The organism is Pseudomonas sp. 57B-090624, assembly GCF_003234055.1.
GTDB classification, from domain to species: domain Bacteria; phylum Pseudomonadota; class Gammaproteobacteria; order Pseudomonadales; family Pseudomonadaceae; genus Metapseudomonas; species Metapseudomonas tohonis.
The window spans coordinates 25,316-43,236 of record NZ_QKRU01000061.1 but is presented as its reverse complement, the minus strand read 5'-3'; the positions used below and the strand labels follow the sequence as shown (position 1 = coordinate 43,236).

Genomic DNA, 17,921 nt, shown 5'->3' with positions numbered 1-17,921 from the left:
GGCCATGATGGCGCGGGGGCTATTCTCCGTGCTGCTGCCGGGGCTTGTCGAGGCGCGCAGGGGGTGGAGTCAGAAATTTATCAGAACGCTGTAGGCGGCGTTCTGTGGCCTGATTAGAATGCGCCGACCATGCCCAATCCCCACGTTTTCATCCCCTTCGAGCCCACCAGTGACGACATCGCCCAGCGCGGCTGGTCGCTGCAGCGTGGCGCCATCGACGCCGAACTGGTCGCCGCCCTGGCCCGTGAATGCCGTGCCAGGGCGGCGGCGGGCGAGCTGAGCCCGGCGGGGATCGGCCGTGGCGACGGCCAGCAGGTGCGCGAAGGCATCCGTGGCGACCGCATCGACTGGCTGGAGCCCGGCCAGGCCGAGCCCTGTGATTGCTACCTGGCGCTGATGGACGAGCTGCGCCTGCGGCTGAACCGCGAGCTGTTCCTGGGGCTGGAGGATTTCGAGGCGCACTTCGCCCTCTACCCGCCGGGCGCCTTCTACCGGAAGCACCTGGATCGCTTCCGCGACGATGATCGCCGCGCGGTTTCGGCGGTGCTCTACCTCAATCCCGAGTGGCTGCCCGGCGAGGGCGGCGAGCTGCGCCTGTACCTGGGCGACGGCTCGACCCACGACGTGCTGCCCGAAGCCGGCACCCTGGTGGTGTTCCTCTCCGGCGAGCTGCCCCACGAGGTGCTGCCGGCCAGCCGCGAGCGCCTCTCGCTCACCGGCTGGTTCCGCCGCCGCGGTGACGGCCCGCTCTGACGTGCACGGGGCTCAGTGGCCCCAGACCTTGATGGTGCCGCGCAGGTCGACGATGTCGCGGATCTCGATACTGCCCAGGCTGCTGTCGCCCACGTACATGTCGGCCCCGACCCGCATGCGGATGCGCTGGGCGGGCAGGCCCGACTGAATCAGCTGGTCGTTGATGGTGGTCAGGTCCGGCAGGGTGAGCACCAGCTGGTCCTTGCCGCTGGCGTTCTTGACCACGTCGATCATCAGGGTCGGCTGGTCGACGCCGAAGATCGGCAGGGTCAGGCCGAGCTGCGCCGGCCCCAGGGCGAAGCTGCCGCCGGCGCCATTGGGGCAGGCGCTGGGGCTGTCGCAGCCGTTGTCGATGCGGATGTTGCGCAGCGAGGCGCTGTTGCCGCTGTCCGTCCAGCTCAGTTTGTCGATGCGTGCCATCACGTCCAGGCGGATGCTGATGCCGGCCTGGCCGGTGACGTCGGCCATCTGCTGGTTGTCGAGGGATTCCATGGCGGCCTGGCCGGTGGTGCACAACAGCAGGGCGGAGCAGGCGAGGAGCGGGTGCAGGATCGTTCTTGTTATGGGCATGACGGCTGTCCTTCGCGGGTTGGCCGGCGCAGTCTGGTGAGGCGCCTGCCGCTGCGCCAGTGCCCGCCGGCGCTTCCCGCCTAAGGATGGGCCAGCCAAAGGCTGGCGTCGGCCCGCGCAGCCGGTGGGTGTTACGTGCGGTGACCGTCGCGGCGCGGCGCGCTAGGCTGGCGCCCCTCGAGGAGTGATTTCATGCAGAAGATTCTGGTCAGCCGCTGCCTGCTGGGACAGCGGGTGCGATATGACGGCGGCGCCCACGGGCCCTTCGATTTGCTGCAGCGCTGGCAGGACGAGGGGCGCATCGTGCCGGTGTGCCCGGAAGTCGCCGGCGGCCTGCCGACGCCGCGTGCGCCGGCCGAAGTGCCCGGCGGGCAGGGGGCGCAGGTGCTGGAGGGGCGGGTGCCGGTGCTGACCGACGGCGGCGAGGACGTCACCGCCGAGTTCGTCGCCGGGGCGCGCATCGCCCTGGAGCTGGTGCGCCGCCACGGCATCGGTGTCGCGGTGCTCAAGGCGCGCAGCCCCTCCTGCGGCAACGAGGAGGCCTATGACGGCACCTTCAGCGGCACCCGCGTGCCCGGCGAAGGCGTGACGGCGGCGCTGCTGCGCGCCGAAGGCGTGCGGGTGTTCAACGAAACGCAGCTTGAGGCCGCAGCCGCCTGGCTGGCGGCGCGGGAAGCCGCAGCAGCCGGCTAGGGCTGCTCGGGGTCCGCTTCGGGCTTGGATTCGGGCTGGGGCGACGGCTGCGGTTTCTCGCCCTCCGACGCCGCCTGGGAAGGCGCCTGGCCCTCCAGCCATTTGCGCGACAGTTCGTCCAGGCGCCCGCTGCTCTTGAGCTTGTTCAGGGCATTGTTGAGGGCACTGCGGAACGCCGGGTTCTCCTTGAGGAAGGGGATCGCCTGCTCCTGCGGGCCCTTCTCGCTGCCCTCCGCGCTCTTGTCCTGGGCCTGGCTGGGCGCCAGCGACTGGGTCAGCCCGCCGCTGTCGGTGCCGCCGGCGATCTGCTGGCCGCCACCGACGCCATAGGGCTCGCTGAACTCCAGTTGCTGATCATCACGGGCGGCCTGGGCCTCGCGGCTGAGCACGATGTCTACACTGCCACTGCGCAGGCCATCGAGCAGCTTGTCGCGCGGCACGGGGATGAAGTCCGCCTTGACGTTGAGCTCATCGGCCAGGGCGTGACCAAGCTCCACCTCGTAGCCGGTGAGCTTGTCGTCCTGGCGGAAGCTGTAGGGCGGCGCGTCGTCAACCAGGGCAATCCGCAGGCTGCCACGCTCCCAGACATCGTCGATCAGGTCGGCCCGGGCCAGCGGCGCGGCGACCAGGGGAATGAGGGCGAGCAGGCAGTGCAACAGGCGCATTTCAGGTAAACCTCTGGTTCTTCTTGATCGATGACCCGGGACGGTGGGTTCAGCGTAGACACAACCGGCAACGTGGGCCGCTGAACCTAACCCCCCATGCAGGGTCTGTGTGTTGCTTACCAACAAGGAGTCAGTCATGAAGCTTGCGTACGCTCCCCTGGGCCTTGCGGCCCTGCTGGCGGTGGTTTCCACCGCGACGTTCGCCGAGATGCCGCGCACACCGGCGCCCGAAGGCGCGAAGGTCTATTTCATCGAGCCCGCCGACGGCGCCACTGTGGACAAGACGTTCAGCGTCAAGTTCGGTTTGCAGGGCATGGGCGTCGCCCCGGCCGGGGTCGATTCGCCTGCCACGGGCCACCACCACCTGCTGATCGATGTCGACAAGGAACCGGCGATGAACATGCCGCTGCCGATGACCGACAACCTCAAGCACTTCGGCAAGGGCCAGACGGAAACCCAGGTCACCCTGCCGCCGGGCAAGCACACCCTGCAGCTGCTGGTGGGCGACAAGAACCACGTGCCGCTGGACCCGCCGGTCATCTCCGAGAAGATCACCGTCACCGTGAAATGATCGTGAAATCGCGGGCATGAAGAAGGGAGGCCAAGGCCTCCCTTTTTTGTCCAGCTCCGTCGCCAGGGCTCGCGAGCTGGAGCTAGACAAGGCGGGAATGGTCGAGAAGCGCGGAGTTTACGACTGTAAATGAGCACTTCGAGGCCGTTCCCAACGCCGTATCGCCGACGCGCAAGGCACGAACCTCAGATCGAGTCGTTCAGATGAACCTGAAATCCCACGCATGGAAAAGGGAGGCCAAGGCCTCCCTTTTTTGTCCAGCTCCGTCGTCAGGGCTCGCGAGCTGGAGCGAGACAAGGCGGGAATGGCCGAGAAGCGCGGAGTTTACGACTGTAAATGAGCACTTCGAGGCCGTTCCCAACGCCGTATCGCCGACGCGCAAGGCACGAACCTCAGATCGAATCGTTCAGATGAACCTGAAATCCCGCGCATGAAAAAGGGAGGCCGAGGCCTCCCTTTTTACTGTCCAGCGCCATCGTCAGGGCTCGCGAGCTAGAGCGAGACAAGGCGGGAATGGCCGAGAAGCGCGGAGTTTACGACTGTAAATGAGCACTTCGAGGCCGTTCCCAACGCCGTATCGCCGACGCGCAGCAGCCCTGGGTTAGAAGAGGACGCGGCTGCGAATGGTGCCGTTGACGTGCTGCAGCTTCTCCAGCGCCAGGTCCGAGTACTCGGCGTCGACGTCGATCACCACGTAGCCGACCTTGGCGTTGGTCTGCAGGTACTGGCCGGAGATGTTGATGCCATTGTCGGCGAACACCTTGTTGATCTCGCTCATCACGCCGGGAACGTTGGCGTGGATGTGCAGCAGGCGGTGCTTGCCGGGGTGCGACGGCAGGGCCACTTCTGGGAAGTTGACCGAGGACACGGAGGTGCCGTTGTCGCTGTACTTGACCAGCTTCTCGGCCACTTCAAGGCCGATGTTGGCCTGGGCCTCGGCGGTGGAACCCCCGATGTGCGGGGTGAGGATCACGCGATCCAGGCCACGCAGCGGGCTTTCGAACTCTTCGTCGTTGGACTTGGGCTCGACCGGGAACACGTCGATGGCGGCGCCGATCAGGTGCTCGTCCTTGATGGCGGCGGCCAGGTGGTCCAGCTCGACCACGGTGCCGCGCGCGGCGTTGATCAGGATGCCGCCCTTCTTGATGGCGCGGATTTCCTTCTCGCCGATCATCCACTGGGTGGAGGGCAGCTCGGGAACGTGCAGGGAGACGATGTCGCTCATGCCCAGCAGCTCGTGCAGGTCGCCGATCTGCGTGGCGTTGCCCAGCGGCAGCTTGGTCAGGGTGTCGTAGAAGAACACCTGCATGCCCAGGGCTTCGGCCAACACCGAGAGCTGGGTGCCGATGGAGCCGTAGCCGACGATGCCGAGCTTCTTGCCGCGGATCTCGAAGGAGTTGGCCGCCGACTTGATCCAGCCGCCACGGTGGCAGGAGGCGTTCTTCTCCGGGATGCCGCGCAGCAGCAGGATGGCTTCGGCCAGGACCAGCTCGGCGACCGAGCGGGTGTTGGAATAGGGGGCGTTGAACACGGCGATGCCACGTTCGCGGGCGGCGTTCAGGTCGACCTGGTTGGTACCGATACAGAAGCAGCCCACGGCGATCAGCTTCTTGGCGCAGTCGAACACTTCCTCGGTCAGCTGGGTGCGGGAGCGGATGCCGATGAAGTGGGCATCGGCGATCTTTTCCTTCAGCTCGTCATCCGAGAGCGCGCCCTTGAGGTACTCGATGTTGCTGTAGCCGGCGGCCTTCAGGGTGTCCACGGCGTTCTGGTGGACGCCTTCGAGGAGAAGGAACTTGATCTTGCTCTTGTCGAGGGAGGTCTTGCTCATCTGCGTACCTATTTGTCCCGGTAGAAAAGTTCAGAAGGCTGTGCGGCAGCTACCCCGGAAAAGGCCTGTAAGGCATGATTCGCGGGGTGCGTATGCTAGCATGTTCTCCTTTTTCCTTGCTCGGTTGCGACCTGAAACGTTCTCAGGGCGACCATGAATGATTCGAGAGTTCCCTTGATGACCAACGTTGCCCTGATCGAAGAGCTGAAGACCCTGGTTGAGCCTGGCAAGGTGCTGACCGACGCCGATTCCCTGAACACCTACGGCAAGGACTGGACCAAGCATTTCGCCCCGGCGCCCTCCGCCATCGTCTTCCCCAAGACCATCGAGCAGGTGCAGGCCATCGTCCGCTGGGCCAACCAGCACAAGGTCGCCCTGGTGCCTTCGGGCGGCCGTACCGGCCTTTCCGCCGCCGCCGTCGCCGCCAATGGCGAGGTGGTCGTGGCCTTCGACTACATGAACCAGATCCTCGAGTTCAACGAATTCGACCGCACCGCCGTATGCCAGCCGGGTGTCGTCACCGCGCAGCTGCAGAGCTTCGCCGAGGACAAGGGCCTGTACTACCCGGTGGACTTCGCGTCTGCCGGTTCCAGCCAGATTGGCGGCAATATCGGTACCAATGCCGGCGGGATCAAGGTCATTCGCTACGGCATGACCCGTAACTGGGTGGCCGGCCTCAAGGTCGTCACCGGCACCGGCGAGCTGCTGGAGCTGAACCGCGACCTGATCAAGAACGCCACCGGCTATGACCTGCGCCAGCTGTTCATCGGCGCCGAAGGCACCCTGGGCTTCGTGGTCGAGGCCACCATGCGCCTGGATCGTGCACCGAAGAACCTCACCGCGATGGTCCTCGGCACCCCGGACTTCGACTCGATCATGCCGGTGCTGCACGCCTTCCAGAGCAAGCTCGACCTCACCGCCTTCGAATTCTTCTCCGACAAGGCCCTGGCCAAGATCATGGCCCGTGGCGACGTGCCGGCGGCCTTCGAGACCGAATGCCCCTTCTATGCGCTGCTGGAGTTCGAGGCCACCACCGAGGAAGTGGCCAACGACGCCCTGGCCACCTTCGAGCACTGCGTCGAGCAGGGCTGGGTGCTGGACGGCGTGATGAGCCAGAGCGAGCAGCAACTGCAGAACCTGTGGAAGCTGCGCGAGTACATCTCCGAGACCATCTCCCACTGGACGCCCTACAAGAACGACATCTCGGTGACCGTTTCCAAGGTGCCGGCCTTCCTCAAGGACATCGACACCATCGTCGAAGCCAACTACCCCGATTTCGAAGTGGTCTGGTTCGGCCATATCGGCGACGGCAACCTGCACCTGAACATCCTCAAGCCGGACGCCCTGTCCAAGGACGAGTTCTTCGCCAAGTGCGCGACCGTGAACAAGTGGGTGTTCGAGACCGTGCAGAAGTACAACGGCTCGATCTCCGCCGAACACGGCGTGGGCATGACCAAGCGCGACTACCTCACCTACAGCCGCTCGGAGCCCGAGATCGCCGTGATGAAGGCCATCAAGGCGGTGTTCGATCCCAACGGGATCATGAACCCCGGCAAGATTTTCAACTGAAAGCTACTGCGCTCGTGACGCTTTCAGGTCCGTATTCTCAAGGAGTCGGTAAATGAGCTACCAGCACCAGTACGTCGACGGCACCCGCATCCACTTCCCCCTCGGCAAGGTCGTGTGCATCGGCCGCAACTACGCCGAGCACGCCAAGGAACTGAACAACCCGGTGCCCACCGAGCCGCTGCTGTTCATCAAGCCGGCGTCCAGCGTGGTGGCCATCGAGGGCGGTTTCTCCATTCCCGAGGACCGCGGCGTGGTGCACTACGAGGCTGAGATCGCCGTGCTGATCGGCAAGCCGCTGTCGCGCAACCCCAGCCTGGAAGAGGCCCGAGACGCCATCTCCGGCTTCGCCCCGGCCCTGGACCTGACCCTGCGCGACGTGCAGGCCAGGCTCAAGGAGAAGGGCTGGCCCTGGGAGGTCGCCAAGGCCTTCGACGGCGCCTGCGTGCTGGCCCCCTTCGTGCCGGGCGATGCGATCGAGGATCTGAGCGACATCGGCATCCGCCTGACCATCAATGGCGACGTGCGCCAGGACGGCAACAGCCGCGACATGCTCAACCCGGTGCTGCCGCTGCTCCAGGCCATCAGCCAGCACTTCAGCCTGCAGCCGGGCGACGTGGTGCTGACCGGCACCCCCGTCGGCGTCGGTCCGCTGAACAAGGGCGATGCCCTGACCCTGGAACTGGTCGGTCACTCCTCGTTCGACAGCGGCGTCATCTGAGGGCCACCAGGGAACTTCGGCGGTGGCTGGCGATCTGACTGCCACCAGCCGAAGTCGTAGCCAATGGCCATGTCCTTTCCCCGCCCCAATTTTCGCACCTGCACCCTTCTGGTGCTGTTCGCGGCCTGCGTCGCCGCCATCCGCTACCTGCACCTCGATGACCGCGCCTCCCTGTGGCTCAGCGAGCGCAACCTGAGCAAGGGCGAGCGCGCCGCCAGCATCTGGCTGCCGGGCTACAAGGCGGTGCTGCAGGGCAAGCCCCTGGCCGGCCTGGAGAACGACGAGACCTCCGATCTCGCCTACAACCCGGTCACCGGGACCCTGTTCACCGTCACCGGCAAGGTGCCGCAACTGGTGGAGCTGACCCGCGACGGCGACGTGCTGCGGCGCATCCCGCTCAAGGGCTTCTCAAACCCCGAGGGCGTGGCGGTGCTGGAGAACGGCAACGTCGCGGTCACCGACGAGCGCCGCCGCAGCCTGTCGATCTTCCACCTCGACCCGTTGACCCGTGAACTGGACGTGAGCCAGGGCGACGAGTTCGACCTGGGCTTCCCGGATTCCGGCAACAAGGGTTTCGAAGGCATCGCCTGGGACCCCGCCCAGGGCCGCCTGCTGCTGGGCAAGGAACGCACGCCGGAGATGTTCAGCCTCAACAGCGATGGCAGCCGTCGCCTGGAAGGCGCCCTGCGGCCGCTGCCGGGCTACGGCCTGGGCATGCGCAATCTGTCGGCCCTCAGCATCGACCCGCGCACCGGCCACCTGCTGGTGCTCTCGGCGCAATCGAACCTGCTGCTGGAGCTGGACGAGACCGGCGAGCCGGTGAGCTTCATCAGCCTCCTGGGCGGGCTCAATGGCCTGGCCAGGCGCATCCCCCGTGCCGAAGGCGTGGCCATGGACGAGCGCGGCGACATCTACATGGTCAGCGAGCCCAACCTCTTCTACGTATTCCGCAAGGCCGACACCGCCGATGCAGCCGAACGCGGCTGACGCGTTCAGCTTCGCTTAAGGCTGTTTTAAGCCTGGCTTCAGCGCCGCGCCCTAGCCTGATCCCGTCAACCACATCGAACGGGATCACCCCATGAACACCAAATACCTCGCCCTGCTCCTCGCCCCGCTGTTCTCCACTGCCGCCCTGGCCTCCAGCTACACCGGCCCGGGTTCCACGCCCCAGGTCACCACCGTGGCCGCCGCCATGGAAGCCGCCGACGACGCCGCCGTGGTGCTCCAGGGCCAGATCGTCAAACGCATCAAGGGCGATATCTACGAATTCAAGGACGCCACCGGCACCATCAAGGTCGAGATCGACGACGAAAACTGGCCGCCCCATGCCATCGACGACAAGGCCCAGGTCAAGCTCACCGGTGAAGTGGACCGCGACCTGATGGGCCGCGAGATCGACGTCGAGTTCGTCGAGCGGGTCAACTGATCCAGTCCCCGCCCACCAAACGGCCCCATTGCGGGGCCGTTTTTCGTTGGGGATTTGCTGTTGCGAAAGAGAGGAGGCGCATGCCGGTAGGGCCCAACGTGCCTGTGCATGATGGGTTTCGCTTCGCTCTACGCCATCCTACGGAAGCGGTCATCCGGGGCCCTAGCCGCGACGACCTCACGCCACCCCATCGAACCCCTGCAGCACATTGATCGCGTTGATGCCGATTTCCTCCACCGCGTATCCCCCCTCCATCACGAACAGGGTCTGCAGGCCGAGCTGGCCGATGATCTCGCCCATGCGCAGGTAGTCCGGGCTGTCGAGCTTGAACTGCGAGATGGGGTCTTCCTTGAAGGTGTCCACGCCCAGCGACACCACCAGTGCGTCCGGGGCGAAGGCGGCGATCTGCCGGCAGGCATCGGCCAGGGCCTGGCTCCATACCGCCCAGTCGCTGCCCTCGGCCAGCGGGTAGTTGAAGTTGAAGCCCCTGCCCGCGCCCTCGCCCTTCTCGTCGGCGAAGCCGAGGAAGTAGGGGTACTCGAAGCGCGGGTCGCCGTGGATCGAGGTGAAGAGCACGTCGGCGCGATCGTAGAAGATGTCCTGGGTGCCGTTGCCGTGGTGGTAGTCGACGTCGAGCACCGCCACGCGCTTGGCGCCCCTGTCCAGCAAGGCCTGCACGGCGATGGCGGCGTTGTTCAGGTAGCAATAGCCGCCCATGTAGTCGGCGGCGGCGTGGTGGCCCGGCGGGCGGCACAGGGAGAACACCCCGCGTGCGCCCTTGGCCAGTTCGGCCTGGCCGCTGAGGGCGACGTTGGCCGAGCTGATGATGGCCTGCCAGGTGCCGGCGGTGATGGGCGCACCGGCGTCGAAGGAGTAGTAGCCCAGGCGGCCGTCGATGTCGGTGGGCTCCACCTGGCGCAGGCGCCGGGTCGGCCAGGCGATGGGCAGCATGTCGTGGCTGCGGCCCTTGGCCTGCCAGTCGGCCCAGGCGTTCTGCAGAAAGCGCACGAAGCCTTCGCCGTGTACCCGCAGGATCGGCGCCAGGCCGAAGTCCTGCGGCGCCTGGATGGCGCCGAGCTGCACGGCCTTGGCACGGTCCAGGACCATGTCGGCGCGGCTGGGCTTCTCGAAGCAGGGGGTGAACTGGCCGCCGATGAGTTCGTGCTTGCCGTGGTGCAGGTGGTGGTCGTCGCTGTAGAGGGTCAGCATGTCCGGCTCCTTGCGGGTTGGGTGGTGGGTCGGTTCGATCAGTGTTCGGAGAACTGCACCTGGGGCGCCGGCCGCCTGAAACCGCCGGTGTGCCACGCCAGGTAGAGGAAGCCTGTGGCGAACCAGGCCAGGCCGATGCCCAGGGTCAGCGCGGAGAGGCTGGTCCACAGCCAGGCGATCAGGCCGAAACCGATCAGTGGCAGCAGCCCATAGCGCAGCCTGTCACCGAGGCCGTGGGGCTGGCCGTCCAGCAGGTGGCTGCGGATCACCGCCAGGTTCACCACCGAGAAGGCCACCAGGGCGCCGAAGCTGATCATCGACGCCAGGGTGGTGAGGTCGATGACGATGGCCAGCAGCGAAACCAGGGACACCAGCAGGATCGACAGGGTGGGCGTCCGGTAGCGTGGCGAGAGGCGACCGAAGAGGCGGCGCGGGAGGATGCCGTCGCGGCCCATGCTGAACAGGATGCGCGACACCGAGGCCTGGGACGCCAGGGCGGACCCGGCGGCGCCGGCCACGTAGGCGGCGGTGAAGAAGGCCTCCAGCAGGCCGCCACCGGCCTTGAGCATCACCTCGGTGGCCGCGGCGTCCGGGTCCTTGAAGGCGCTGCCGGGGAACACCAGTTGCGCCACCAGGGCCAGGAGGATGAACAGCAGCCCGGCGGTGATGGTGGTCATGACGATGGCGCGGGGGATGTCGCGGCGCGGGTCGCGGGCCTCCTCGGCCAGGGTGGACACCGCATCGAAACCGAGGAAGGACAGGCACAGCACCGCCGCGCCGGCCATCAGCGGCGCCAGGCCCGGCTGGGTGCCATCGCCCAGCAACGGCGCCATGAGGTCCACCTCGCCGCCGCCCAGGCTGCGCATGGACATCGCCAGGAACACCACGACGAACACCAGCTGCGCGCCGACGATGGCGTTGCTCATGCCCGACACCGAGCCGATACCGCGCAGGTTGAGCAGGGTGACCAGGGCCACCGCCGCCACCACGAAGGCCCAGGCGGGCACGGCGGGGAAGGCGATATTGAGGAACAGGCCGATCACCAGGTAGTTGATCATCGGCAGGAACAGGTAATCGAGCAGCAGCGACCAGCCGGCGAGGAAGCCCACCGCCGGGCCGAAGCTCAGGCTGGCGTAGGAGTACGCCGAGCCTGCCACCGGGTACTTGCGCACCATGAAGCTGTAGGAGAAGGCGGTGAAGAGCATCGCCGCCAGGGTCGCGACATAGGCCAGCGCGGTGCGCCCGCCGGTCATCTCGGTGACCACGCCGTAGGTGGTGAACACCGTCAGCGGCACCATGTACACCAGGCCGAAGAACACCAGGGCCGGCAGGCCGAGGATGCGCCGCAGGTGGGTGCCCTGGGCGCTGTGGGTGAAGTCGTCGAAGGCTTTGCTCATGGAAATACCTCGCGGGCACCTGCCGGGCAGGCGCTGGGGTGGATCGTCGGGCGCGTCGTGCGTCGATGGGCGGGCCGTGATGGCCCAGGGTCAGCTGGCGGGCAGTCGGCCGCTGTGGGGGATGGCGCTAAGGCAGGTGGTGCGGGGCATGGCGGTCAGTCTCTTGTTCTTGTGCATGGGCGCCGGAGGGCGCGGGTGGCCGGCGCATCGCTCCCGTCGACGCGCCTGCTGGCTCGGGGTGGTCCGGCCCGCCGTGCGGCGGGCCGGAAGCCGGTCATTTCTTCAGCTTGGTCCATACCTTGCTGCGCAGGTTCAGGGCCTTGGGCGAGCAGAGCTTGAAGCTCTTCAGGCGGTCCAGCTTGTCCTGCGGGGTGTTGATCGCCGGGTCGTCGAACAGCTCCTTCTCCATGAACTTCTCGGAGCCTTCGATGGCGTTGTTGTACTTGGCGAAGTTGGAGGCGGCGGCGATGTTCTCCGGCAGCATCATCCAGTTGATGAAGGCGTGGGCCTCCGCGACGTTGGCCGCGTCCTTGGGGATCACGAAGTTGTCGATGAACAGGTGGATGCCTTCCTTCGGATAGACGTACACCAGGCTGTCGCGCTGGGCGTGGGCGCGGTGGTAGGCGCCGTTCCACTGCATGTGCATGGCCACTTCGCCTGCGGCCATGCGCTCGATGGTGCCGTCGCTGTTGTACATGGCCAGCAGCGGTTTCTGCGCCAGCAGCAGGTCCTGGATCTTCTTCGCGTCCTTCGGGTCCTCGGTGCACTGGTCGATGTCCAGGTAGTGGGACGCGGCGATGTACAGGTCTTCGATGGAGTTGAGCGCCACCACCTTGCCCTTGAGCTCGGCCGGCGGCTCGAAGAAGGGTTTCCAGCTCTCCTCCAGGGCCCCGCCTGGCACCTGCTTGCTGTCGTAGCTGTAGCCGGTGGTGCCCCACAGGTAGGGCACGCTGTAGTCGTGGCCGGGGTCGAAGTCGAGGCTCTGGAAGTTGGCCTTGAGGTTCTTCAGGTTGGGCAGCTGGGCCTTGTCGAACTTCTGCAGCAGGCCGTCGGTGGCCATGATCTGGATGAAGCTGTCCGAGGGCACCACCACGTCGTAGGCGCCGCCGCCGGCCTTGAGCTTGGCCAGCAGGGTCTCGTTGCTGTCGTAGGCGTCCAGGGTGGCCTTGATGCCGGTGTCCTTCTCGAACTTCTTCAGCAGCTCCGGTGGGAAGTAGTCCGACCAGTTGGCCAGGTGCAGGGTGCCGGCCGCCTGGGCGGTGCCGGACAGGCCCAGGGCGAGCAGCAGGGAGAGCGCGAGCGGTGTGGTGCGGGTCATGACGGGCTCCTTTGGGCTCAGCGCTTGCGCTGGCCGATGTAGTAGGACAACGCAACGAACGCTATGGAAATCACCAGGATGATCGAGGAAATCGCGTTTATCTTCGGCGATATGCCCATCCTGATGGAGCTGAAGATGTACACCGGCAGGGTGGTGGCCCCGGCCCCGGCGACGAAGTAGGTGATGACGAAATCGTCCATGGAGATGATGAAGGCGAGCATCGCCCCCGAAAGGATGCCGGGCGTCAGCAGCGGGAAGGTGATCTTCCAGAAGGCCTTCCAGGGCGAGGCGTAGAGATCGGCGGCGGCTTCGGCCAGGCGCGGGTCCATGCCCTCCAGCCGTGCGCGGATCGGCAGGTAGGCGAAGGGGATGCAGAACACCACGTGGGCGATGAGGATGGTGAACAGCGAAAGCTTCAGGCCGACGAAGGCGAAGAACATCAGCGTCGCCACGGCGGTGACGATCTCCGGCACCAGCAGCGGCAGGCCGAGCACGCCGCTCATGGCGGTCTGCCCACGGAAGGCGCGGCCGCGCATGCCCAGGGCCGCGAGGGTGGCCAGGGTGGTGGCGATCAGGGTGGCGAAAGTGGCCACCAGCAGCGAGTTCTTCGCCGCGCGGACGATCTCCGGGTCGTTGGCCACCACCGCGTACCACTTGAGGCTGAAGCTCTCCCAGATGGTCGCCGACTGGCCGCCGTTGAAGCTCAGCGCCACCAGCACCAGGATCGGCACGTAGAGGAAGGCGAAGAACAGCCAGGCAGTGGGGCGCACGCCGGTGAAGCGCCAGAGCGGGCCTTGCAGGTTCATGGGTGGCCTCCGGCGGTGCCCGGCTTGAAGCGCAGGCTGTAGAGCAGCATCGCCAGCAGCACGAAGCCGAGCAGGGCGAAGGACAGCGCCGCGCCCAGCGGCCAGTTGTGCGAGGCGCCGAACTGCAGCTGGATGAGGTTGCCGATCATCAGCGACTTACCGCCCCCCAGCAGCTCGGGAATGATGTAGTTGCCGAGCGAGGGGATGAACACCAGGATCACCCCGGCCATCACCCCCGGCATCGCCAGCGGCAGGATGATCCGCTTCAGGGCCTGGAAGCGGTTGGCGCCCAGGTCGAAGGCCGCCTCCACCAGGCGCCAGTCGAGTTTCTCCAGGCTGGTGTAGATGGGCAGCACCATGAACGGCAGGAAGGTATAGAGCAGGCCGATGATCACCGCGCCGTCGGTATAGAGGATGCCCAGCGCCTTGTCGGAGAGCCCCAGCCCGTGCAGGGAGCTGTCCACCAGCCCGCCGTTGCGCAGTAGCAGGATCCAGGCGTAGACCCGCACCAGCAGGTTGGTCCAGAACGGCACCGTGACCAGGAACAGCAGCAGGTTGCGCTTGCGCTCGTTCTGCAGCGCCAGGTAGAGCGCGGTGGGGAAGCCGATCAGCAGGCAGCCGGCGGTGGTCATCACCGACAGCCAGAACGAGCGCTGGAAGATCTGCAGGTAGTCGGTGTTGAACACCAGGCTGTCGTCCAGGTCCCGCTCGTAGAGGAAGTTGACGTAGGCCTCCAGCGAGTACTCGCCCCACTTCACGCCGCCGTAGTCGCCCGGTTGCAGCAGTGACACCAGCAGCATGATGCCCAGGGGCAACAGCAGGAACAGGCCCAGGGTGAACATGGCCGGCGCGGCCAGCAGCAGGCGCCGGCGCAGCTGGCGGGCCTCGGCCTGGGCGCGCAGGCTGCTCATCGCGGCAGCACCCGCACCGCGCTGGCGGGCACCTGCAGGCGCACGCGGGTGCCGGCCTCCAGGCAGCCCCCGGCGCCGTCGCGGTTCTGCCGGCGCACGCGGAAGCCGCTCTGCCCGGCCACGCGCAGCAGGTAGAGGGTGTCGGTGCCGACGTAGACCACCGTCTCCACCTCCCCTTCGAGGTTGCCGTCCGGGTCGATGGCGATGCGCTCCGGGCGGATGGCCAGGGTCACCGGGCCACGGCGCTCGCCGGGGGCATCGAGCACCTGCCCGTCGGCCAGGCGCACGCCGGTGTCCAGCGCCTCGGCATCGAGGAAGTTGGTCTCGCCGATGAAGTCGGCCACGGTGCGGTCCACCGGCGCTTCGTAGATCTCGGTCGGGCTGCCGACCTGGAGGATGCGCCCCTTGTGCATCACCGCGATGCGGTCGGACATGGTCAGGGCTTCTTCCTGGTCGTGGGTGACGAAGATGAAGGTGATGCCGGTCTCGTGCTGCAGGCGCTTGAGCTCGATCTGCATGTCCTTGCGCAGCTTCTGGTCCAGCGCCGAGAGGGACTCGTCCAGCAGCAGCACCTTGGGCCGGCTGGCCAGGGCGCGGGCCAGGGCGATGCGCTGTTGCTGGCCGCCGGAGAGCTGGTCGGCGCGGCGCCGGCCGACGTCCGGCAGCTTCACCAGCTCCAGCATGCGCTGCACCGTGGCTTCGATCTCGGCCTTGGGGCGGCCCTGCATCTCCAGGCCGAAGCCGATGTTCTGCGCCACCGTCATGTGCGGGAACAGTGCGTAGCTCTGGAATACGGTGTTGACCGGTCGGCGGAAGGGCGGCAAGCCCTGCATCTCCTCGCCATAGAGGCGGATGGCACCGGCGCTGGGCTGTTCGAACCCCGCGATCAGGCGCAGGAGGGTGGTCTTGCCGCAGCCGGAAGGGCCGAGGAGGGTGAAGAACTCGTTGGCGCGGATCTCCAGGGAAACCTCGTCCAGGGCGCGGACGCCCTGCCCCGGATCGCCGAACTCCATGCAGACACGGTCGATGCTGATCGCACTGGACATGCTTATCGCAAGCTCTAAGGGATTGTTCTTATTGGGCTTTTTCGCATGACGCAAAGGCCCCTGGCGCCTTTGATTCTGTCAGCGGCGTGCGGGGCGCAGAACGATAGAAACGGTCAAAAGGGGATAATTTCGGACAATTTGCTGGCGGGTGCCAGTGGGAAGGATCGAGGCTCGGACTTTTTGGGTGGGGCCCTGCGTTCGCGGGGATGACGACGGGCGGAGGCACCCCGCGGCAGGCGTTTCCGCAAGCGCGGGTATCCGCCGGATCGCACCGACAGGAGACGTAGCCCGGGCTTCGGCCCGGGAATGCCCGGAGTGGGTGGCGCCGGCGAATGCGGCGCCGGATCAGCGCCGGTACTGGCTCGGCGGCTGGCCGCTCCAGCGCTGGAAGGCGTGGCGGAAGCTGGCGGTCTCGGCGTAGCCGAGCTGCTCGGCGATCAGGTAGATCGGCAGGTCGGTCTGCAACAGCAGCTGGCGTGCCTTGTCGTAGCGCACTTCATCCAGCAGCCGCTGGTAGCTGGTGTTGAGGCGCTGCAGGTGGCGGCGCAGGGTGCGTTCGGAGCGGTGCAGGCTGCGGGCGACGCGGTCCAGGTTGCTGGCTTCGCTGAGGTGGCCGGCCAGGTGCTCGCGGATCTGGTCGAGCACGTCGTGGCGGCTGGTGAGCTGGGCGTCGAGCTTCTGGCACTGCTGCAGGCCGTGGTGGCAGGTCACCGGGTCGGCCAGGGGCAGGGTGCGGTCGAGCAGCGCGGCGTTGAAGCAAAGTGCTGTGCGCGAATCGCCGAAGTCCACCGGGCAGCCGAGCTTCTCCGTGTAGGCGGCCGCATGCAGCGGCGGGCGGTAGGGCAGGCGCACCCGGCGCGGGCGCACGGCTTCGCCCAGCAGGTCCTGGATCACCGTGAGCAGCGAGGTCAGGCACAGCTCGCTGTTGAACACCATGAGCTCCGGCGCATAGCGGTAGCCGGTGGCGACCAGGCGGGCCTCGGTGCCGTCTTCCTCCAGGGTCAGGGTGAAGTAGCTGCCCAGCAGCGAGGCGTTGGCCAGGGCGATGTTCAGTGCATCGCGCAGGGTGCGGCTGGCGAGCATGGTGTAGCCGAGGATGCCGTAGGCCGAGACGTGCATGCGCAGGCCTAGGGAAAGGCCCAGCGCCGGGTCGCGCGTGCTGCTCAGGGCGTTGGCGAAGACCCGCAACTCCTGGGCGTGGGTGATCAGCTTGTCGGGGGTGTCGAGGTCGCTGCAGGCGACGCCGCTGCCTTCGAGCAGGCGCGGGCGCGGCACTTCCTCGGCGAGGGTCTCCACCGCCAGGGCGATGGTGTGCAGGGTGGTCATGACCCGTTCGGGTAGCAATGGCGCCGCCATGTTTCGTCCCCTTTGGTAACGGTGGGGTGCCGGGAGGGTGCATGGGCCTGTGCATTAAGTTTCGGTTCAGGCATCACAATGGCGCACTCTTGTATCCTCGGCGCGCCCCTGAACCCTAGAGTTTGTCCCGATGCGATCCTTCCTGACTCCCCGTTGGCTGGTTTCCGGCCTGTTGTTCTGTGTGTTGCTGGTGCTCGGCATCGCCGCCCAGGAGTTTCGCCTGTTCGAGCGCGGCTGGTTCATCGTGCAAGAATGGCGCCACGCTTCGGAGTGGCGCGAGCGCTCGATCTGGCTGCCGGACTACCGGGTGACCATCGAGGCGCAGCCCATCGAGGGGCTGGACGACGATGTCTCCGCGCTTACCTACGACCCGGACCGCCATAGCCTGCTGACGGTCACCAACCAGCGCCCGCAGATCATCGAGCTGTCCCTGGACGGCCACATCATCCGGCGCATCGACCTGGAGGGCTTCGGCGATCCGGAGGCCATCGAGTACATCAGCAAGGGCGTCTACGTCATCACCGACGAGCGCCTGCAACGCCTGGTCAAGGTGCGCCTGGACGAGGACACCACCCGCCTGGACGCCAGCGAGTCGCAGCAGCTCTCCCTGGGCATCGGCCTCAACGGCAACAAGGGCTTCGAGGGCCTGGCCTACGACCCCGCCGGGCAGCGCCTGTTCGTGGCCAAGGAGCGCGACCCGGTGCGCATCTACGAGGTCCATGGCTTCCCCCACACCAACCCGGACAAACCCTTCGCGGTGCACGTGGTGGACGACCCCAAGCGCGACGCCGGGCTCTTCGTCCGCGACCTTTCCAGCCTGCAATACGACGACCTCAGCGGCCACCTGCTGGCGCTGTCCGATGAATCGCGGCTGGTGCTGGAGATCAACGCCGACGGCAAGCCCATCAGCAGCCTGTCGCTGCTGCGCGGCATGCACGGCCTGACCCGCGGCGTGCCGCAGGCGGAGGGCGTGGCGATGGATAACGAAGGGAACCTGTACCTGGTCAGCGAGCCGAACCTGTTCTACAGGTTCAGCAAGCCGGCGGGGGAGTGACGCTCGATGTTCCACGAGGCGCTTCGCA

General features: G+C 66.7%; 18 protein-coding genes. 8 read left to right on the top strand and 10 right to left on the bottom strand.

Annotation, left to right across the window (positions count from 1 at the left end; all coding sequences use genetic code 11):
- Positions 1 to 129 precede the first annotated feature (129 nt).
- On the top strand, positions 130 to 753 hold the full coding sequence (locus DMX10_RS24345) for a 2OG-Fe(II) oxygenase (RefSeq protein ID WP_111263510.1): 624 nt from the start codon (positions 130 to 132) through the stop codon (positions 751 to 753).
- A 12-nt stretch (positions 754 to 765) separates the two neighbouring features.
- On the opposite strand, the gene DMX10_RS24340 is transcribed toward DMX10_RS24345, so the two are convergent.
- The gene (locus DMX10_RS24340) at positions 766 to 1,323 is read right to left on the bottom strand and encodes a DUF6160 family protein (protein ID WP_111263509.1); all 558 of its coding nucleotides are present in this window, start codon (positions 1,321 to 1,323) and stop codon (positions 766 to 768) included.
- A 192-nt stretch (positions 1,324 to 1,515) separates the two neighbouring features.
- Between DMX10_RS24340 and DMX10_RS24335 the strand changes: the two genes are divergently transcribed.
- The gene (locus DMX10_RS24335; RefSeq protein WP_111263508.1) at positions 1,516 to 2,016 is read left to right on the top strand and encodes a DUF523 domain-containing protein; all 501 of its coding nucleotides are present in this window, start codon (positions 1,516 to 1,518) and stop codon (positions 2,014 to 2,016) included.
- Here the strand turns inward: DMX10_RS24335 and DMX10_RS24330 are convergent.
- Complete coding sequence (locus DMX10_RS24330; RefSeq protein WP_158545626.1) at positions 2,013 to 2,681, bottom strand: transporter substrate-binding domain-containing protein; 669 nt, start codon at positions 2,679 to 2,681, stop codon at positions 2,013 to 2,015. The genes DMX10_RS24335 and DMX10_RS24330 overlap by 4 nt on opposite strands.
- Before the next feature lie 136 nt (positions 2,682 to 2,817).
- Here DMX10_RS24330 and DMX10_RS24325 point away from each other — a divergent pair, with 136 nt between their 5' ends.
- Positions 2,818 to 3,252, top strand: coding sequence for a DUF4399 domain-containing protein (locus tag DMX10_RS24325; RefSeq protein WP_111263506.1), 435 nt, complete (start codon positions 2,818 to 2,820; stop codon positions 3,250 to 3,252).
- A 601-nt stretch (positions 3,253 to 3,853) separates the two neighbouring features.
- Here the strand turns inward: DMX10_RS24325 and serA are convergent.
- A complete protein-coding gene (gene serA, locus DMX10_RS24320; RefSeq protein WP_111263505.1) occupies positions 3,854 to 5,083 on the bottom strand; it encodes a phosphoglycerate dehydrogenase in 1,230 nt (409 codons plus the stop codon).
- Positions 5,084 to 5,260: 177 nt separating this feature from the next.
- Between serA and DMX10_RS24315 the strand changes: the two genes are divergently transcribed.
- The 4 genes from DMX10_RS24315 to DMX10_RS24300 all read left to right on the top strand — a co-directional run bounded on the left by DMX10_RS24315 (position 5,261) and on the right by DMX10_RS24300 (position 8,796).
- Positions 5,261 to 6,652 (top strand): FAD-binding oxidoreductase, encoded by a 1,392-nt coding sequence (locus DMX10_RS24315; RefSeq protein ID WP_111263504.1) that lies wholly within the window; start codon positions 5,261 to 5,263, stop codon positions 6,650 to 6,652.
- Between the two features lie 52 nt (positions 6,653 to 6,704).
- The gene (locus tag DMX10_RS24310; RefSeq protein ID WP_111263503.1) at positions 6,705 to 7,370 is read left to right on the top strand and encodes a fumarylacetoacetate hydrolase family protein; all 666 of its coding nucleotides are present in this window, start codon (positions 6,705 to 6,707) and stop codon (positions 7,368 to 7,370) included.
- Positions 7,371 to 7,433: 63 nt separating this feature from the next.
- Complete coding sequence (locus DMX10_RS24305; RefSeq protein ID WP_371921726.1) at positions 7,434 to 8,357, top strand: SdiA-regulated domain-containing protein; 924 nt, start codon at positions 7,434 to 7,436, stop codon at positions 8,355 to 8,357.
- Positions 8,358 to 8,448: 91 nt separating this feature from the next.
- Positions 8,449 to 8,796: a NirD/YgiW/YdeI family stress tolerance protein gene (locus tag DMX10_RS24300; protein WP_111263502.1), complete on the top strand. Its 348-nt coding sequence runs from the start codon at positions 8,449 to 8,451 to the stop codon at positions 8,794 to 8,796.
- 177 nt (positions 8,797 to 8,973) lie between these two features.
- Here DMX10_RS24300 and DMX10_RS24295 read toward each other — a convergent pair whose 3' ends face one another.
- The 7 genes from DMX10_RS24295 to DMX10_RS24265 form a co-directional block, all read right to left on the bottom strand.
- Entirely contained in the window at positions 8,974 to 10,005 is a 1,032-nt protein-coding gene (locus DMX10_RS24295) for a histone deacetylase family protein (protein ID WP_111263501.1), read from the bottom strand.
- Positions 10,006 to 10,043: 38 nt separating this feature from the next.
- Complete coding sequence (locus DMX10_RS24290; RefSeq protein ID WP_111263500.1) at positions 10,044 to 11,402, bottom strand: APC family permease; 1,359 nt, start codon at positions 11,400 to 11,402, stop codon at positions 10,044 to 10,046.
- A gap of 274 nt (positions 11,403 to 11,676) precedes the next feature.
- A complete protein-coding gene (locus DMX10_RS24285) occupies positions 11,677 to 12,720 on the bottom strand; it encodes an extracellular solute-binding protein (protein WP_111263499.1) in 1,044 nt (347 codons plus the stop codon).
- Positions 12,721 to 12,737: 17 nt separating this feature from the next.
- A complete protein-coding gene (locus DMX10_RS24280) occupies positions 12,738 to 13,526 on the bottom strand; it encodes an ABC transporter permease (protein WP_111263498.1) in 789 nt (262 codons plus the stop codon).
- Positions 13,523 to 14,437, bottom strand: a complete 915-nt coding sequence (locus tag DMX10_RS24275; protein WP_111263497.1) for an ABC transporter permease — start codon at positions 14,435 to 14,437, stop codon at positions 13,523 to 13,525. Before DMX10_RS24275 ends, DMX10_RS24280 begins: the two co-directional genes overlap by 4 nt.
- Complete coding sequence (locus tag DMX10_RS24270; protein WP_111263496.1) at positions 14,434 to 15,483, bottom strand: ABC transporter ATP-binding protein; 1,050 nt, start codon at positions 15,481 to 15,483, stop codon at positions 14,434 to 14,436. Before DMX10_RS24270 ends, DMX10_RS24275 begins: the two co-directional genes overlap by 4 nt.
- Before the next feature lie 345 nt (positions 15,484 to 15,828).
- Entirely contained in the window at positions 15,829 to 16,809 is a 981-nt protein-coding gene (locus tag DMX10_RS24265; RefSeq protein ID WP_236205513.1) for an AraC family transcriptional regulator, read from the bottom strand.
- 160 nt (positions 16,810 to 16,969) lie between these two features.
- Between DMX10_RS24265 and DMX10_RS24260 the strand changes: the two genes are divergently transcribed.
- Positions 16,970 to 17,893 (top strand): SdiA-regulated domain-containing protein, encoded by a 924-nt coding sequence (locus DMX10_RS24260; RefSeq protein WP_111263494.1) that lies wholly within the window; start codon positions 16,970 to 16,972, stop codon positions 17,891 to 17,893.
- Positions 17,894 to 17,921: the final 28 nt, after the last annotated feature.

What these genes read in the sequence shown, in the direction of transcription:
- DMX10_RS24325 (WP_111263506.1), top strand. Translation starts at nt 2,818, where the DNA reads ATGAAGCTTGCGTACGCTCCCCTGGGCCTTGCGGCCCTGCTGGCGGTG.
- DMX10_RS24330 (WP_158545626.1), bottom strand. Translation starts at nt 2,681, where the DNA reads ATGCGCCTGTTGCACTGCCTGCTCGCCCTCATTCCCCTGGTCGCCGCG.
- DMX10_RS24275 (WP_111263497.1), bottom strand. Translation starts at nt 14,437, where the DNA reads ATGAGCAGCCTGCGCGCCCAGGCCGAGGCCCGCCAGCTGCGCCGGCGC.
- DMX10_RS24300 (WP_111263502.1), top strand. Translation starts at nt 8,449, where the DNA reads ATGAACACCAAATACCTCGCCCTGCTCCTCGCCCCGCTGTTCTCCACT.
- DMX10_RS24265 (WP_236205513.1), bottom strand. Translation starts at nt 16,809, where the DNA reads ATGACCACCCTGCACACCATCGCCCTGGCGGTGGAGACCCTCGCCGAG.
- serA (WP_111263505.1), bottom strand. Translation starts at nt 5,083, where the DNA reads ATGAGCAAGACCTCCCTCGACAAGAGCAAGATCAAGTTCCTTCTCCTC.
- DMX10_RS24285 (WP_111263499.1), bottom strand. Translation starts at nt 12,720, where the DNA reads ATGACCCGCACCACACCGCTCGCGCTCTCCCTGCTGCTCGCCCTGGGC.
- DMX10_RS24335 (WP_111263508.1), top strand. Translation starts at nt 1,516, where the DNA reads ATGCAGAAGATTCTGGTCAGCCGCTGCCTGCTGGGACAGCGGGTGCGA.
- DMX10_RS24290 (WP_111263500.1), bottom strand. Translation starts at nt 11,402, where the DNA reads ATGAGCAAAGCCTTCGACGACTTCACCCACAGCGCCCAGGGCACCCAC.
- DMX10_RS24270 (WP_111263496.1), bottom strand. Translation starts at nt 15,483, where the DNA reads ATGTCCAGTGCGATCAGCATCGACCGTGTCTGCATGGAGTTCGGCGAT.
- DMX10_RS24305 (WP_371921726.1), top strand. Translation starts at nt 7,434, where the DNA reads ATGGCCATGTCCTTTCCCCGCCCCAATTTTCGCACCTGCACCCTTCTG.
- DMX10_RS24310 (WP_111263503.1), top strand. Translation starts at nt 6,705, where the DNA reads ATGAGCTACCAGCACCAGTACGTCGACGGCACCCGCATCCACTTCCCC.
- DMX10_RS24345 (WP_111263510.1), top strand. Translation starts at nt 130, where the DNA reads ATGCCCAATCCCCACGTTTTCATCCCCTTCGAGCCCACCAGTGACGAC.
- DMX10_RS24260 (WP_111263494.1), top strand. Translation starts at nt 16,970, where the DNA reads ATGCGATCCTTCCTGACTCCCCGTTGGCTGGTTTCCGGCCTGTTGTTC.
- DMX10_RS24340 (WP_111263509.1), bottom strand. Translation starts at nt 1,323, where the DNA reads ATGCCCATAACAAGAACGATCCTGCACCCGCTCCTCGCCTGCTCCGCC.
- DMX10_RS24315 (WP_111263504.1), top strand. Translation starts at nt 5,261, where the DNA reads ATGACCAACGTTGCCCTGATCGAAGAGCTGAAGACCCTGGTTGAGCCT.
- DMX10_RS24280 (WP_111263498.1), bottom strand. Translation starts at nt 13,526, where the DNA reads ATGAACCTGCAAGGCCCGCTCTGGCGCTTCACCGGCGTGCGCCCCACT.
- DMX10_RS24295 (WP_111263501.1), bottom strand. Translation starts at nt 10,005, where the DNA reads ATGCTGACCCTCTACAGCGACGACCACCACCTGCACCACGGCAAGCAC.